Consider the following 15,459-nt stretch of genomic DNA (forward strand, 5'->3'; position numbering starts at 1 on the left):
CGTAGGCAAATATGCTTACAAGTTTACGCAGGCTCTAATAGAAACGGTTCAGGTTAGGCAGAAACAATGCGATCGCGCTTCACTGCTTCCCCCGAAGACGCAGCACAACTCTTACCCTGACGGCACATAACCAGCTTCAAACGCATGGTGCTGTCGTCACCGAAAACGACCGCAAGTATTGACTGGCTACACAAGTTACAGCAATTAGGAAAAAATCATGGCTCAACATCCTCACGGCGCTTGGATTTGGAATTTATCTAAAATCCGTCCAGATTACATAGCACGCCTCAAGCAACAGAATTGCCAGCGCGTTTACCTGAAAGTTTTTGATGGTAGAAGTCGCCCCATGTTCTGGGCGCATCAATGCTCAAAGGCAGTGATTGAAAAGTTTCACCAAGCAAAAATTGAAGTTTATGGCTGGGGTTATCACTACGGAACGCCGAATATTGAGGCGCAGGTTAGTGCCGTGCGTAAAGCTTTAGACTGCGGCATTGATGGCTACATTCTCGATTTAGAAGAAGAAGTTAAAAATCGGAATACGCACGATGACGTTAAAAGGCTGATTCAAGCCCTTCGCCCCTACGTTCAACCGGGTACATTAGGCTACACCAGCTTCGGTCATCCAGGTGTCCATCCAGAGATTCCTTGGAGACTGCTAGACGACCTTTGCGACTTGGCATTGCCCCAAATGTATTTTGAAAAATGGGGGTTTGGTAGCGATGAAGCGGAGGTCAAAGTAGCATCTGATGCTCACAAAAAATTGGGTCTAAAAAAACCAATATTGCCTATTTGGGGTTCTGAATCAGACTCGGAAAGACCTACCACTGCTGCAACTCTACAAAAGTTCTTAGATCGCTATCCTGGCTCTTCTGTATGGCGACTACCCGACATAGGCGAACGGGGAGAAGCTTGGAAGCTAAATTATGGTGGGGAAACTTTGCCTACACCTCTAAATCCTCCAAGCACTACCGAAAAGCCGACAAAAGCACTTTTCAGAATGCAGCTAGAAGACACCACAGGTTTAGTGGTGGGTCATCTATTTCTGTTTGATGCCAACAACAAACAAATCTTTGATGCAGTAGCGACGAGTGGATTGCCGGGTTATCAAAGTGCAGATGATTTGTGGAAACGCGCTCAAGGACCTATTCCAGATTTAGCAGGAATTGAACTTTCTACTGAAGGCACAACTATTGAATCGAGGGAAGTCAACGGGTTATTTTTTCCAGTTTTGCCTTACATATTTGAAAACCCCAGCACTGGAGACACTCGCGGCGGTTTTGGTGTATACAACGATGCTGGCAATCCCGGAACGGGTGGGGGAATTGGCATCATTAACCCCAACACTTACGATCGCTTCTGTGCCTTGATGGAAAACGCTCGTAAAGCAGGCGTTTCTAAGATGCCGTTGAAGGTAGAGTATGGGGGACGCAGCCGCGCACCTGTTAAACCAGCCAGAGCTTTATTTAAAATGCAGCTTGCCAATACCTCTCGGATGGTGACGGGTCACATCTTTTTGTTTGATGCAAATGGCAAGCAAATTTTTGATGCTGTGGCTACTAGCGGATTGCCAGGAACTCAAGGTGCAGACGATCTTTGGAAACCCGGTCGAGGACCTATCCCGAAGGTCAACGGATTTACCATCAACACCGCAGGTATTTATATGCCAAAAAAACCCGGTGTTAACGGCTGGTTTTTCCCCATTGCGCCTTTTATGGTTACAGGTCCCAATGGAGTTAAACGTGGCGATTTTGGCGTTCATTTCGATGCTAATGTGCCGGGAAGCCAAGGCTGCATTGTCATTCAAAACAAGCGTAGCTTCGATCGCTTCCGCGACGTTATGGTAGCGGTTCGCAGTGCGGGGGTCAAGCAGATTCCGTTAGAAATTCAGTATCCTGGCACGCGCAGGGCACCTGCTCTCGGAAGATCGCGAAATCATCAACCAAAAGGTGTTTCCATTCACATTGGCATCAATCGCGTTGACGAACATCACTATCAAGGATGGTCTGGGCAACTGAATGCTGCTGAGAATGATGCGAGAGCAATGCAAACGATCGCAGACCAACAAGGATTTGCCTCTCAACTACTCTTAACCGAGCAAGCAACTTGCACCCGCGTTAGAGATGCGATCGCTCAGGCGGGAAGAGAACTGGAGTCAGGAGATATCCTGTTGCTGACTTATGCTGGTCACGGAGGACAGATACCTGATTTCAATAACGATGAGGTAGACAAGCTGGATGAAACCTGGGTGTTATACAATCGCGAATTGCTTGACGATGAATTAAACGCCTTATTTGCACAGTTCAAGCCAGGAGTTCGCATTTTAGTCATTTCTGATAGTTGTTATAGCGGTTCCGTGACAAGAACGCCCCACAAAGCTTTATTCTCAACTGACTCTATCACCGGGTTTAGTCCAGAATGGTCGGGCACAATGAGGACAACTGAACTGTCTAAAGTCCGGGCGATGCCACAGGAGCTTAAGTACAAGACGTACTATGCCAATCACGGGCTTTACCGCACGATACAAAAATCGAGTCGTGCAGGCGATCGCGATGCAATTGGAGCTAGTGTAATTCTCCTCTCTGCTTGCCAAGAAAACCAGGAAGCACAAGAGAATCTCGAACATGGAGATTTTACTCAAGCACTACTTAAAGTGTGGAACCAAGGGCCCTTTACAGACAGCTACTTTGAGTTTTATCGAGCAATTGTGAGGCTCATGCAGAGTTCGCAAAGTCCAGATTATCGCTATACACCAGGTACTTTAGACGTAAACTTCGATCGCCAAATTCCATTCGCAATCAATTTTGGCGATAGCGACGCTAGTGAAGAGGCAAATTGGGGCGATTTTCCTGAAACTGATTGGGACAACACTCCTGAACTTGGCAGTACCAATGGTTGCGGTGCTGAAGAAAACCTAGATTTAAGCGAGGACTTTGTTCAACTTGAAGCCTAGTAATCTTCCTGCACAACTGGTCTGTGTCGTTATGAGTTAGCAGAAACATTAGGATTGAGTGCGATCGCCTCCCCCCTAACTTCGGGAACTGGCAAGAGCGATCGCATCCCTTACACAAACTTTACACAACAGGTAGCAGAGACGCGATCGCCTCATCGTATTTTAGGAGATTAAACAATGAAACTAGCAGGAAATTTTGCAGATACACTGCAAGGTAAGGCTATCGATGAAATTGTCAGGATTAGCAAAGAACGTCTGCGCGAGCAACCGCTAGTTCCACGCGGACAACACGCTAAACATCATGGTTGTCTGAGAGGAGAATTTATTGTTGAAGCTAACTTGCCAGAAGAAATGAGATTTGGCGTTTTTAAAGAGCCAGGTAAGCGTTTTACTGCTTGTATTCGCTTCTCCAATGCTTCAGGAGATGTCGAACAGCCTGATACTAAAGATGATGCTCGCGGTATGGCGATTAAACTCTTTGTGCCAGACGAAGAGCAAGAGAAGACTCAGGATTTTGTAACGATCAACCACCCGGTCTTCTTTATTCGGAACGCTATAGACTTTGCAGAGTTCTTTAAAGCTGTTGAACAGTCGCAAGGCAAGTCACCATTAAAGTTTTTCTTTCCCGGATTGAATCCGTTTCAATGGCGCTTGCATGAGTTTATGACTGCCAGAGCAATTCAAAGTCATAAGGTTGTTAGTCCGCTTGAGATTAAATATTGGAGTACGACTCCATACAAACTCGGTTCACAAGCAATCAAGTTTGCCGTTAAACCCTCTCCTAAAAATAAGTCAGGCAGGCCAGCCTCTAAGTCTCCGAACTATCTGCGGGAAGCGATGGTCGAGCATTTGAAGATGCAGAAAAAGCACGCTTCTTTTGATTTTTTAGTTCAGTTCCAAACTGACGCTGAGCGGATGCCAATCGAAGATCCAACTATCGAGTGGAAGTCGCCTTTTCATAAGGTTGCCACTATCGAGATTCCAGCTCAGTCTTTCGACTCCGATGAACAGATAAGATTTTGCGAGCATCTGTCCTACACTCCGTGGCATTCTCTGCCCGAACATGAGCCACTAGGTGGAATTAATCACGCTCGTCAGAAAGTTTACGAAGCGATTTCAGAGTTGCGTCACGAACGGAACGAAGTTCCCAAAAAAGAACCCACGGAAGAAGAGTTTTCTGAACTATTCCCTGAGTAAAAGCACTCAGGAAGTGTGCGATCGCATCCCCAAAAACGCAAGACGCGATCGCGCTAGCCGTCAACATAACACCAGACTTTTTGCATAAATCTCAAAGACAAGGGTGATAAGTCCTACAGAAACATAGCTTTAGTTAAATGGCGCTGACATAAGAGCCTTGAGATAAATCTCAGGCTTAAAGCTAAAACCTGTTAAAACAGGTTGAAAGCCTTTGCCCTCCCAGTATTTCAGTCAGTTTCAACTGACTTTAGCTCTTAGCCCAAACTTTAGTTCAGGGCTTAAGTCAGTGCCATTCAGCTTTAGTTGACTTTTTGCAAGAAGTCTACTGAATGGCAAGAACAGTGAGAGGGCAAACCCCTGTAACTTGACGTATTTTTAGCGTCTCCTGCGAGCAACGCACCCAATAAGATTTTTGACTGATTAAGTAGTTAATTCAAAAGTAGAGGAACACAAATGAAAGCTAACAAACCTTATCGCATCCTTGCGCTGGATGGCGGCGGTATCCGTGGTTTAGTATCCGCAATTTTGTTAGAGTGCTTGGAAAAAAAGCTACAAGAATGGGAACCAAACCGGAAGGTGCGACTAGGAGATTACTTCGATGCGATCGCGGGAACCTCCACTGGCAGTATCATCGCCTGCGGTGTAGCTAATGGAATTAGTGCTACTGAAATTAAAGATTTGTACCTGAATCGGGGGATTGAAATATTTCCTAAATTCTGGAACGTCATTAGAGGCATGGTAGGGCGCATTACTAATGGATTCAGCCAGCCGATTTATGACGGCACTGGATTGGAGACTGTTTTGAAAGACGTATTTAGGAACCAGTTTGGGGAACAGCTTCTTTTTGAAGACTTGCCGAAACCAACCATCATCACGAGTTATGACACCTACAATCGACAGGCTGTAGTGTTCAAAAATACTGAACCTCTACTAGGAAAAATACCTGTATGGGAGATTTGTAGATCCTCGGCTGCTGCACCCGTAGCCTTTCCTGCCTATGAAATGAAGAACAAGCACTTTCTGGAATATTACAAGGCAAAGGGTTATGAAATTCCCTCGCAGGGAGGCATTCCATTAATTGATGGCGGTGTGGTGGCTAACGATCCGGCGCTTTGCGCGATCGCTGAACGCTTGCACTGGAACCTCTATCCTCCAACTAATCCGAAGAAACGGATTCCTGAAGGATACGAGTGGGTTGAGATAAAAGATATTGTAGTTGCTTCCTTCGGCACGGGGCAGCCAATTGCTAGAAAAATTGGCATCGAACAAGCAAGAGGATGGGGTGCTGCTGAATGGGCAAGTCCATTTAAGGGTGTACCTATTATCGATATCCTTTTCGATGGTTCTACTGATGCAACTGATTACATTGCTCAACAAATCCTCTGGAAGGAAAACTATTTCCGTTTCCAACCCCTCCTCGACGAAGCTAGCAGTATCCCTGCTTTCAATGCTAATCCCGGTAAACTTGATGCGCTGAAAAATCGGGTGGAAATTTACTGCAAAGAAGTTGACGAGCAACTGAACGACCTGGTGAAAATCCTGACATCAGAAACAAATAAGCAAAGTGTCGTTGGAGAAGAAAATGTCACACCCCTTTCAGTTTATTCCTGCTGATAACTACGTGCAGGTATTTTTGCCCTTGCTGGCATTGACTCTACTTTTAGCAGCTGTGCTGTCGGCGATTCCCCTAAAACCCGACATCGTACAGTTTGAACTCAATGCTCTTAAGGTCATCAAATCTTGGAAAGAAACAGATAAAATGTGGGCTGCTTTTAGCCTGGGGTTAGACTTTCTCTTCCTGGTTGTTTATTCAACAACAATTGGCCTTGCCTGTGTCTGGCTAGCCAACGTACTGCAAGCTTATTCTTTACCTTTGGCAACAGTTGGAATTTGGTTGGCGTGGGGACAATGGGTGGCGGCGTTGCTGGATATGGTAGAAAATATTGCTCTCACGATTATCCTGGTTGGTTCCGTAAGGGCTACTTTGCCTCAACTTGCCAAATGGTCTGCTATTTTCAAGTTTGGCTTAATCATTTTGGGACTACTTTATGCAGCAGTTGGTGGCATTATTTGGGTGAAGTTAAGTTGGGTTTAAAGTTTAAAATATTAGACTTCTTACCCAAAGCAGCTCAAAGCTGTTGTCAAGAAACAGCCAGCTTAACAGTTTCAGGCACGAAAGGTCGGCAGTAAAACTACTTGTAGGAACGCGATCGCATCTCTTGTACGGTAGCAGAACAAGAGGAATGTGATCGCATCCCTTCTTTAAAACTTTTTGTATTCCACAAGGTAAAAAAAATGACGTTAGCAGACAATTCCGAAAATCTCAAGGTAGAGACAAACTCACCTGTTCAAAATAGCACAATAAATCCCCCTCAAAATAGGAGCGGATTTCGCCAATTTTTCTGGAAGACATTTAAGGGAAGACCGAATCAACAACCAACTCTTTTAGGACATTTTTTAATTACAAGCGGTTTGCTAACCCTAATTGGACTTGGTTACTTTTCGCTGGAATGGTATGCAGATAAAACAGCAAATAATTGGCTAAGTCCTCAAAAAGAACTTACCCCAGTTGATAATGGTTTAAAACCCGGCGCATCTGACAGAGCAAGACTAGCCGAACAACTTAATGAAATTCAGTCACGAATTAATCGATATTCGGCGATGATGGTCTTTTTCTACAAGCACTACTATATGTCAATTTCCCTGACATCAGCTTCTGCTTTAGTGGCTGGAATTTGTTTGTTTTTTATTAGTAAAGTGGGATGGGAGAAAGCTAATAATGCTTTAATAAATGTCTTCATTGTCACTTCCAGTGCTGTAATTTACTTCGGGGATTTGCCGGGAATTTTTAAGCATGATGAAAGTAGCGCAGCAAGTCGGGATTTATATTTGGAACATATCTCTTTAAGAAACGAGGTACGCAGCTACTTAGCTACTGGTGGAACTATTGGTGGCGATCCGGAAAAACCCGATGCGTTTAGTCCCACAGAAACGAGTCGCTTTATTCACTATGTAGACAAGAAAATGGCTGAATTAAATAAAATTCCCATTGCCTTTGATGCTACGCGCATTACTGGTATTGAACGTAATTTAGAGAGATTAACTGTTCCGGAAAAGGTTACATCTTCGCCTAAAGCTGTGCAAACTAAAAAGCTTATGGCTTCGCCTAAGCCTTCGCCAACTCAATAGTAAAACCCTTGCATCCTTAGAACGCGATCGCTCTCTAGTTATCTTCAATGCTACAGCGCGATCGCTTACTCAAACACTACTGTTCTATTACCGTACACCAACACTCGATTTTGCAAGTGCGATCGCTCTTTCCGCTATACGCTTCATTCTTTACTTAGAAGCTACTGTTGTTAATTATACGTTGAATGAATTGACGCGATCGCTATAACTTCATAATTGTGCTGGATTGGCGGCTTGATTGTGAAGTTTTCGTGAAGATGACCCGTCTTATTACTCCCATTACACGCAGATAACCTTCTCCTAATGTCTTGACCGTAGGCTTAGGTTGATAACAATCCGTAAATATACGGATTGTTACCGCTCAAGCTGAAAAACCCTCAGTAAAAACACTATGTATTGCTGAGTTTAGGGGTACGTCTTGATGAGGAGAAGCAATGGGGAAAGGCAATTGGGAGAGAGCGATCGCGCCTATCATAACTAGCTGCTTAGCAGCTCTGTGTGTATTATCGGACACACGGGCGGCTGCGGCAGTAAGTTTGGTGCGTCCAATAGTAGAAACGCCGGAAGTCCTAGACGAGATTGTAGACCCGCCTGGTGATGCAGATGACCCGGCTATTTGGCTGCACCCAACCGATCCATCGTTGAGTTTGGTTCTGGGAACTCTCAAAAATGCGGGACTGGGGGTATACGACTTAGACGGAAAGCTGTTGCAATCTATACTACCCGGCGATGTGCGATACAATAACGTCGATTTGTTGTATGGGTTCAATCTCGGCGGTCAGTCAGTTGACTTAGCGATCGCATCCGACCGGCTCAACGACACCCTCGCCATCTTCAAAATTGACCCGATAACTCGCCTTTTAGAAAACGTCGCTGCACCTGATCTGGGAACCATCTTTACCCCAATAGGAGAATCATCGAACGGTAGCACTACTGCTTACGGTCTAACCTCGTATGTAAGCCCATTTTCTAATAAAAATTACGTCTTTGTCTCCCAGAGAGAAACGGGTAATGTTGCTCAGCTAGAACTATTTGACAATGGCTCAGGTAAAGTGAGTGCTAAGAGCGTGCGATCGCTCACTCTTCCCATTCCCGAAGGGGGAGAATTAGAAGATGCCCAAGTAGAAGGTATGGTAGCAGATAATGGGTTGGGCTATCTCTACGTAGGTCAAGAAAATCGGGGCATTTGGAAGTTTTCAGCCGAACCATCCAGCAGCAGCAATGGCGTTTTAATCGATGCAGTTAAGCCAGAAGGTAGCAATTTAGAGGCGGATGTCGAGGGTTTAACTATATATTATGGCGGCGATGGTAAAGGTTATCTACTGGCTTCTAGCCAAGGCGATAATACCTTTGCTGTTTACAACCGTGCAGCCGGTAACGATTATCTGGGTAGCTTTGGTGTAGGGGCTTTTGGGGATATTGATGCAGTGCAAGAATCTGATGGTGCTGCTGTAATTAATGTACCTTTAGGGTCAAAGTTCCCCTTTGGTTTGTTCGTCACTCAAGATGGTTCTAACGATCCAGAAGTCTTGTTCTTTGATGAGGAAGACCAAGAATTTGAGAATGTCAGCAGTAACTTTAAGTTTGTGGGTTGGGAAAACATAGCAAATGCTTTCCCTAATCCTTTACTCATTGATACTACTAGCTTTAATCCGCGTCAAAACAGCTCGAAATCGGTTCCTGAACCAAGGAATAACGGTTTAACGCTATTGGCAATTTTTGGCATGGGATGTTTGTTGCAGCAAAGAGAAAAGAGAACAAATTTGAGTTAGTAGGCTGGGCTGAGGAAAGAAACCCAGCACGAAAAGTTGGGTGAGGTTCCTCAACCCAACCTACAAATTATTAGCAATTACCAATTTTGAGGGGTGTTTATGGATCATTTTGATTTTGAGCGCTTGCTATCAACCCGAAAGGGACGGCGAGGATTTATGATTGGTGCGGGTGGTCTGACTGGACTAGCGATCGCCACTCAATTTTCTAGCCGAGTAGTTGCCCAGCCGAGATTTTCCGGTTATCCTTTCAGCCTTGGTGTAGCTTCCGGCGATCCGCTTCCAGACAGCGTTGTGCTATGGACGCGGTTAGCTCCCGATCCGCTTAATGGAGGCGGGATGCCATCTGTGAATGTCCCGGTGCAGTGGCAAATTGCCACGGACGAGAACATGACTAAGGTGGTGTTGCGGGGAACGGCGATCGCTACTCCAGAACTCGGTCACTCGATTCGGGTGGTTATCGGTGGACTCCAACCTGCCCAATGGTACTGGTATCAGTTCAAAGCGGGTTCGGAAGTTAGTCAGATAGGACGGACTCGCACGGCTCCAGCTCTCGGTTCTCGCGTCGATCGATTCCGCTTTGCGTTCGCCTCGTGTCAGCTTTGGGAAGCTGGCTATTTCGCAGCCTATAAACACATGGCTCAAGAGGATCTCGACCTCGTTGTGCATCTGGGTGATTACATCTACGAGGGAGCAGCGAATCCGCAGGCAATCCGTTCTCACAATGGGCCGGAGCCGGTGACAGTAGAAGAGTACCGCAACCGCCATGCCCTTTACAAAACCGATCCAAACTTACAAGCCGCTCACGCTGCCTTTCCGTGGACTTTTACTTGGGACGATCACGAAGTAGATAACAACTGGGCAGACGAGATTCCGCAAGACCCTGAAAAACAGTCACGGCAAGCATTTCTGGCTCGACGCGCCAATGCTTTCAAGGTGTACTACGAACATATGCCACTGCGCCAATCTTCCATGCCTAAGGGGATTGATATGCAGCTGTACCGCCGTCTGAGCTTTGGGGATTTAGTCGAGTTCAATGTACTGGATACCCGTCAGTATCGCAGCAATCAGCCTTGTGGCGACGGCATCAAGCCGCGCTGTGCCGAAGCTTTCGATCCAAACGCCACAATGACAGGTCAAAAGCAAGAGCAGTGGCTGTTCCAGGGTTTGGATCGCTCGCGGTCGCGCTGGAATGTTCTTGCCCAGCAGGTCGTCTTTGCCCAGCACGACTGGACAGCAGGTGAGGAGGATGTTTTCAACGTCGATGCTTGGGACGGCTATGTGGCTCCCCGCAAGCGGATACTCAACTTCCTGCAACAACGCAAACCATCTAATCCTGTTGTTCTCACGGGTGACACCCACTCTAGCTGGGTTAACGACCTGAAAGCGGATTTCAATAATCCCAACTCTGCCACCGTGGGTACTGAATTCGTGGGTACCTCAATCACCTCTGGCTTCGGCGCTAGCGATCGCATTGAGGCGGCTCTGCCAGAAAGTCCGTGGGTCAAGTATTTCAACGGTCGGCAGCGTGGTTACGTTCGCTGCGACCTCAACCGCGAACGTTGGCGGACTGACTTCCGACTGCTGCCTGAGTCTGCGCCCGGTAGAACGACCGTACCTGACCCCAACACACCCATCAGCACAGCAGCTTCCTTCGAGTTACCGGATCGAGGAGTTGTAAAGCGCGTCTAGGTTCCACACTTCAGCGGTCGAGCATTGAGGTTGCATGAATCATTGTGTTTGTCAATAGTAGCGCGATTTATTTTGTCTGTACGTTGGTTGCTACTTAAGGACTGATAAAAAGCGATAGATGAATGGCACTGGTTTAAGCCCTGAACTAAAGTACCCTACCCTTCGGGAACCCCTACGGGGAACGGGAACGCTACGCGAACGGGCTAAAAGCTAAAACCCGTTAAAACGGGTTGAAAGGCTGATCTAGTAAGCTTTAGCTTACTTAAGCTTTGAGCCTGAAATTTATTTCAAGGCTCTTATCTGAGTGCCATTTGGCGATATATGCCTTTATGCAATTTTGAGTTTCCGTTCTCTAGCAAAAAAGTAGCAAAGGTATTCTATGGATGGCTTTGATTTCGAGCGTTTGTTATCAACTCGGTTGAGACGGCGGGGGTTGTTGGTTGGTGGTGGGGCATTGACGGGTCTAGCGATCGCTACTCAATTTTCAAGCCGAGTAGTTGCCCAGCCGAGGTTTTCCGGCTACCCGTTTACTCTTGGCGTAGCTTCCGGCGATCCGCTTCCAGACAGCGTTGTGCTGTGGACGCGGTTAGCTCCCGATCCGTTAAATGGAGGCGGGATGCCATCTGTGAATGTCCCGGTGCAGTGGCAAATTGCCACCGACGAGAACATGAGTAAGGTGGTGTTGCGGGGAACTGCGATCGCTACCCCCGAACTCGGTCACTCGATTCGCGTCGTCGTTGGGGGGTTGCAGCCGGATCGTTGGTATTGGTATCAGTTTAAAGCAGGTAACGAAGTCAGCCGCATTGGAAGGACTCGCACCGCACCCGCCTTCGGGACTCCCATCAACCAGCTAAACTTTGCCTTCGCCTCCTGTCAAGATTGGCAAAACGGCTACTACACAGCCTATAAACATTTAGCTGAGGAAAACCTGAACTTTGTTGTTCACCTGGGAGACTACATCTACGAATACGGGCCGCTACCCATTGGGCCACGTCAACATAATAGTCCGGAAATCGTCAGCCTTAGCGACTACCGCAACCGCCACGCACTGTATAAAACCGATCCAAACCTACAGGCGGCTCATGCGGCGTTTCCCTGGATTGTCACTTGGGACGACCACGAAGTTGAAAACGACTACGCTGACTTGATACCCGAAGACGGTCAAAGTCCACAGGCGTTTGTAAATCGTAGAGCCAACGCCTACAAAGCTTACTACGAGCATATGCCGCTACGTGCTGCTGCCCTACCAAAAGGTGCGGATATGCGGCTTTATCGGCGTTTGACCTTTGGGGATTTAGCCGAGTTCAATGTGCTGGATACCCGTCAGTACCGCAGCGATCAGCCGTGCGGCGACGGATTTAAACCCCGTTGCGCTGAAGCTTTCGCTGCTGATGCCACCATGACGGGTCGAGAGCAAGAGCAGTGGCTACTCCAAGGATTGTCCAAGTCGCAGACTCGCTGGAATGTCATCGCGCAGCAGGTGATGATGGCGGAATACGACTTTGTTGCCGGAACGCCTGAAATTTTCAACTTGGATGCTTGGGATGGCTACGTAGCTTCTCGCAACCGAATCCTTGGCTTTATCAAAGACCGCAAGCCGAATAACCCAGTCGTGCTGACCGGAGATATTCATTCGAGTTGGGTACACGACTTGAAGCCTGACTTCCAAAACCCAGCCTCGCCAACAGTCGCTACTGAGTTTGTGGGAACGTCCATCACCTCTGATTTCCCAACCGCAGCCATTGCCTCAGTTCGAGCAGCATTGCCTGAAAACCCCCATACTAAGTTCTTCGATGGGCAATACCGGGGTTATGTCCGTTGCAATCTTACGCGCAACGCTTGGCAGACCGATTTCCGCGTAGTCTCAACCATTCTCGACCCGAATGCTTCTATTAGCACCCTAGCTTCGTTTGTCGTTGAAAACGGGCGACCAGGCGCGATGCGTGTTTAGTCCGATCTGGCGCGTATTGCAAATACCAACATTTCACCAAATTTTTCTGACGTGAGGAAATACATAATGCTCAAAAACAAAAGCGCTATCAACTCCCATTTCTACACTAGACTCTCTGCTATTGGGATTGTCTCTTCTGTAGCATTTGCCTCTCCTACACTGGCAGGAACGGCAACGTTTGATGGTTTTTTAGAAGGGTTTTCAAATACAACGATTACGGACGATGAAGTTACTTTCTTTGACTTAGATACACGTCTTCCACTGGAGACATTTCCGACCACTTTCTCTATAGAAGGTACTACGAAAGATTATCTAGGAAACTTCTTCTCAGATTCCAATTACCTGACCTTTGGCGGCTATACTGAAGGAGCCGAAGCCAGCTTTGGACGATTTGGTTCAACTCGGATTACTACTGGCAAAGTAGAATCATCTGCAAGTCTAGATATCTTCAGTCAGTTATTTTCTCCTTCTAACAACCTTCTGACTCTAGAGGCGTTCTTAGATGGAAACCTGGTACAAAGTAACTCCGTAGCACTAGCTGATTTTGGGGTTATTGAAACTAGCTCCCTACTGTATTCTACGCTTTCAATTTCGGGTGTGAAGTTTGATGAACTCCGTCTGGTTGCGTCTGGAAGCGATGATGATGGTGCCGCCTTTATCGGCATTGATAATGTCAGCGTTGGGGTTCCTGAACCTACATCTGCTTTAAGTGTTTTAGCTTTTGGTATTTTAGGCGTTGGTTCAGTGTTGAAGCGCAAATCCAAATTGGCTAAGTAGCTTTCGCGCCTTGATAATCCGCACCCTTGCATCTTGGGTGCGTGATTGTCATTGGTTGCTCAGTATTTACTCAAATACTACTGTTTTATTGCCGTAGACTAATACGCGGTTTTGTAAATGCGATCGCACTGCTCTTGCTAACACGACTCGCTCTAAATCTTTGCCTTTGCGAATTAAATCGTCTACCTCATCTCGGTGACTGACTCGCACCACATCTTGCTCAATAATTGGCCCCGCATCTAAGTCGGCGGTGACATAATGTGCTGTAGCACCGATAATTTTTACGCCGCGTTCGTAAGCTTTGTGGTAGGGGTTTGCACCGACGAAAGCAGGTAAAAATGAGTGATGAATGTTGATGATTTGCGGAAATTTGGCGATAAATTCCGGGCTGACAATTTGCATATATTTTGCCAGTAAAACCAAATTAATGTTATACTGTTTTAATAAGTTTAATTGTTTAGCTTCTTGCTCGGATTTGGTTTCTTTGGTAATCGGAATGTGATGATAGTCGATGCCAAATTGAGCGGCTACATCTTTTAAATCGGGATGGTTGCTGATAATTAGCGGAATTTCGGCGGAGAATTCTTTGGCGCGATGTCGCCAAATTAGGTCAAATAGACAATGATCTTGACGGCTTACCCAGATGGCAATGCGGGGTACAGTATCAGAAAAGTGCAGCTGCCATTTAGCTTGTAGAGGTTGCGCGATCGCATTGAATGCTGGAGCAATATACTCTCGCGGCAGATTAAAATCTTCTAATTGCCATTCAATGCGGGTGAGAAATAAACCAGCAGCAAAATCAGTGTGTTGATCGGCATGAATAATATTACCGCCGTTAGCGTAGATGAAATTGGCTATTTTTGCCACCAGTCCCCTTTGATCGGGACAGGAAACTAGCAGCGTTGCGGTGGGATTGTTCATCGTGAAGGCGAAGGAGAGGGGCTGGGCTTATTTGGATTTGATGGTGATGGCGCTGCTTTTTTAGAAGTATCGGGTTTCTGATTTACTGGCGAAGGTGATGGACTAGCTTTTTCTGAAGTAGATGGCGCTGCTTTTTTAGAAGTATCAGTTTTCTTACTTTCTGGTGAAGGAGAGGGGCTGGGCTTAATTGAATTTGATGGCGCTACCTTTTTAGAAGTATCAGTTTTCTGATTTACTGGTGAAGGAGAGGGACTGGCTTTTTCTGAAGTGGATGGCGATGCTTTTGGTGAAGGGGAAGGACTGGGTGACGGTGTTTTGTCAGAAGTATTGTTTTTCGGATTTTCTGGGGAAGCCGAGGGACTGGGTGACGGTGCTTCTTTTTTCGTCTCGTCCTTTGCTGTCCATTCTGACAAAGGACGATTTACACCATACTGAAATTCTAGCGGCACTAAAAGCACATTTAGCTGACCAGAAGGCGATTTAAGGGGGTCAACTTGAGCATACAAGAAACTATTGTTAAAGTCAGGTTTCCCCAGAATCAGCTGATGAGTTTGCTGATTGTTCAGTTTTACTTCTACGGTTGCTAAAGGCTTGTCTAATCCATATTCCGGAAGCTGGGTAGCGGGGACGCTGAGGATGCGATCGCTTTTACTATCCACTAGCAAATTTAGCAAATACGACACATACGGATCGCTGGCTGGGTTGTCATTGGGCGCTTTCATCTGCCACTCAGAAAGACTTGACTTTTTGCCAGCAGTCTGGATCATTCGCTCAAATTGTAAAGTCTGTTCCTGAGTTTTAATTGTTAAAGCTTGAACTTGCTCTTTAGTAAAAGAAAAGATTGGCTTTTGTTTCACCAGTGCTGCTTGTCGTTGCGGTTCGCCTTTAATTTCATAAAAATAAACGAAACCGCCTAAACCAAGCGCTAATACCATCAAAATTAGTGTTGTTCGTTGTAACTTCATAATCGATTTATTAGTTGACTTTAGATTTCAGATTATTACCTCACCCCA

General features: G+C 46.3%; 11 protein-coding genes. 9 read left to right on the forward strand and 2 right to left on the reverse strand.

Annotated elements, in window-relative coordinates:
* The first annotated feature begins 217 nt into the window (after positions 1-217).
* The 9 genes from H6F74_RS14730 (at position 218) to H6F74_RS14770 (ending at position 13,525) form a co-directional block, all read left to right on the forward strand.
* Positions 218-2,950 carry a caspase family protein gene (locus tag H6F74_RS14730; protein ID WP_190442373.1) on the forward strand — a complete coding sequence of 911 codons (2,733 nt, stop codon included), beginning with the start codon at positions 218-220 and terminating at the stop codon, positions 2,948-2,950.
* 177 nt (positions 2,951-3,127) lie between these two features.
* On the forward strand, positions 3,128-4,147 hold the full coding sequence (locus tag H6F74_RS14735; RefSeq protein ID WP_190442375.1) for a catalase family protein: 1,020 nt from the start codon (positions 3,128-3,130) through the stop codon (positions 4,145-4,147).
* Positions 4,148-4,600: 453 nt separating this feature from the next.
* Positions 4,601-5,761 (forward strand): patatin-like phospholipase family protein, encoded by a 1,161-nt coding sequence (locus tag H6F74_RS14740; RefSeq protein ID WP_190442376.1) that lies wholly within the window; start codon positions 4,601-4,603, stop codon positions 5,759-5,761.
* Positions 5,730-6,242 (forward strand): hypothetical protein, encoded by a 513-nt coding sequence (locus tag H6F74_RS14745; RefSeq protein WP_190442377.1) that lies wholly within the window; start codon positions 5,730-5,732, stop codon positions 6,240-6,242. The genes H6F74_RS14740 and H6F74_RS14745 overlap by 32 nt, the downstream gene beginning before the upstream one ends.
* Before the next feature lie 200 nt (positions 6,243-6,442).
* Positions 6,443-7,336, forward strand: coding sequence for a hypothetical protein (locus H6F74_RS14750; RefSeq protein ID WP_190442378.1), 894 nt, complete (start codon positions 6,443-6,445; stop codon positions 7,334-7,336).
* A 434-nt stretch (positions 7,337-7,770) separates the two neighbouring features.
* The gene (locus H6F74_RS14755; protein WP_190442379.1) at positions 7,771-9,108 is read left to right on the forward strand and encodes a phytase; all 1,338 of its coding nucleotides are present in this window, start codon (positions 7,771-7,773) and stop codon (positions 9,106-9,108) included.
* 99 nt (positions 9,109-9,207) lie between these two features.
* Positions 9,208-10,797, forward strand: a complete 1,590-nt coding sequence (locus H6F74_RS14760) for an alkaline phosphatase (RefSeq protein ID WP_190442380.1) — start codon at positions 9,208-9,210, stop codon at positions 10,795-10,797.
* A gap of 379 nt (positions 10,798-11,176) precedes the next feature.
* Positions 11,177-12,748 (forward strand): alkaline phosphatase, encoded by a 1,572-nt coding sequence (locus tag H6F74_RS14765; protein ID WP_190442381.1) that lies wholly within the window; start codon positions 11,177-11,179, stop codon positions 12,746-12,748.
* Between the two features lie 66 nt (positions 12,749-12,814).
* Positions 12,815-13,525: a hypothetical protein gene (locus tag H6F74_RS14770; RefSeq protein WP_190442382.1), complete on the forward strand. Its 711-nt coding sequence runs from the start codon at positions 12,815-12,817 to the stop codon at positions 13,523-13,525.
* Positions 13,526-13,591: 66 nt separating this feature from the next.
* Here H6F74_RS14770 and purU read toward each other — a convergent pair whose 3' ends face one another.
* Both purU and H6F74_RS30050 read right to left on the reverse strand, forming a co-directional pair.
* Positions 13,592-14,446, reverse strand: a complete 855-nt coding sequence (gene purU / locus H6F74_RS14775; RefSeq protein WP_190442383.1) for a formyltetrahydrofolate deformylase — start codon at positions 14,444-14,446, stop codon at positions 13,592-13,594.
* Positions 14,443-15,411 carry a DUF4340 domain-containing protein gene (locus H6F74_RS30050; protein WP_190442385.1) on the reverse strand — a complete coding sequence of 323 codons (969 nt, stop codon included), beginning with the start codon at positions 15,409-15,411 and terminating at the stop codon, positions 14,443-14,445. Before H6F74_RS30050 ends, purU begins: the two co-directional genes overlap by 4 nt.
* Positions 15,412-15,459 lie beyond the last annotated feature (48 nt).

Origin of the sequence: Trichocoleus sp. FACHB-90 (genome assembly GCF_014695505.1) — a bacterium.
In the GTDB taxonomy this organism is placed as follows: Bacteria; Cyanobacteriota; Cyanobacteriia; order Cyanobacteriales; family FACHB-T130; genus Funiculus; species Funiculus sociatus.

What these genes read in the sequence shown, in the direction of transcription:
- H6F74_RS14760 (WP_190442380.1), top strand. Translation starts at nt 9,208, where the DNA reads ATGGATCATTTTGATTTTGAGCGCTTGCTATCAACCCGAAAGGGACGG.
- H6F74_RS14735 (WP_190442375.1), top strand. Translation starts at nt 3,128, where the DNA reads ATGAAACTAGCAGGAAATTTTGCAGATACACTGCAAGGTAAGGCTATC.
- H6F74_RS14770 (WP_190442382.1), top strand. Translation starts at nt 12,815, where the DNA reads ATGCTCAAAAACAAAAGCGCTATCAACTCCCATTTCTACACTAGACTC.
- H6F74_RS14730 (WP_190442373.1), top strand. Translation starts at nt 218, where the DNA reads ATGGCTCAACATCCTCACGGCGCTTGGATTTGGAATTTATCTAAAATC.
- H6F74_RS14740 (WP_190442376.1), top strand. Translation starts at nt 4,601, where the DNA reads ATGAAAGCTAACAAACCTTATCGCATCCTTGCGCTGGATGGCGGCGGT.
- purU (WP_190442383.1), bottom strand. Translation starts at nt 14,446, where the DNA reads ATGAACAATCCCACCGCAACGCTGCTAGTTTCCTGTCCCGATCAAAGG.
- H6F74_RS14755 (WP_190442379.1), top strand. Translation starts at nt 7,771, where the DNA reads ATGGGGAAAGGCAATTGGGAGAGAGCGATCGCGCCTATCATAACTAGC.
- H6F74_RS14750 (WP_190442378.1), top strand. Translation starts at nt 6,443, where the DNA reads ATGACGTTAGCAGACAATTCCGAAAATCTCAAGGTAGAGACAAACTCA.
- H6F74_RS14745 (WP_190442377.1), top strand. Translation starts at nt 5,730, where the DNA reads ATGTCACACCCCTTTCAGTTTATTCCTGCTGATAACTACGTGCAGGTA.
- H6F74_RS30050 (WP_190442385.1), bottom strand. Translation starts at nt 15,411, where the DNA reads ATGAAGTTACAACGAACAACACTAATTTTGATGGTATTAGCGCTTGGT.
- H6F74_RS14765 (WP_190442381.1), top strand. Translation starts at nt 11,177, where the DNA reads ATGGATGGCTTTGATTTCGAGCGTTTGTTATCAACTCGGTTGAGACGG.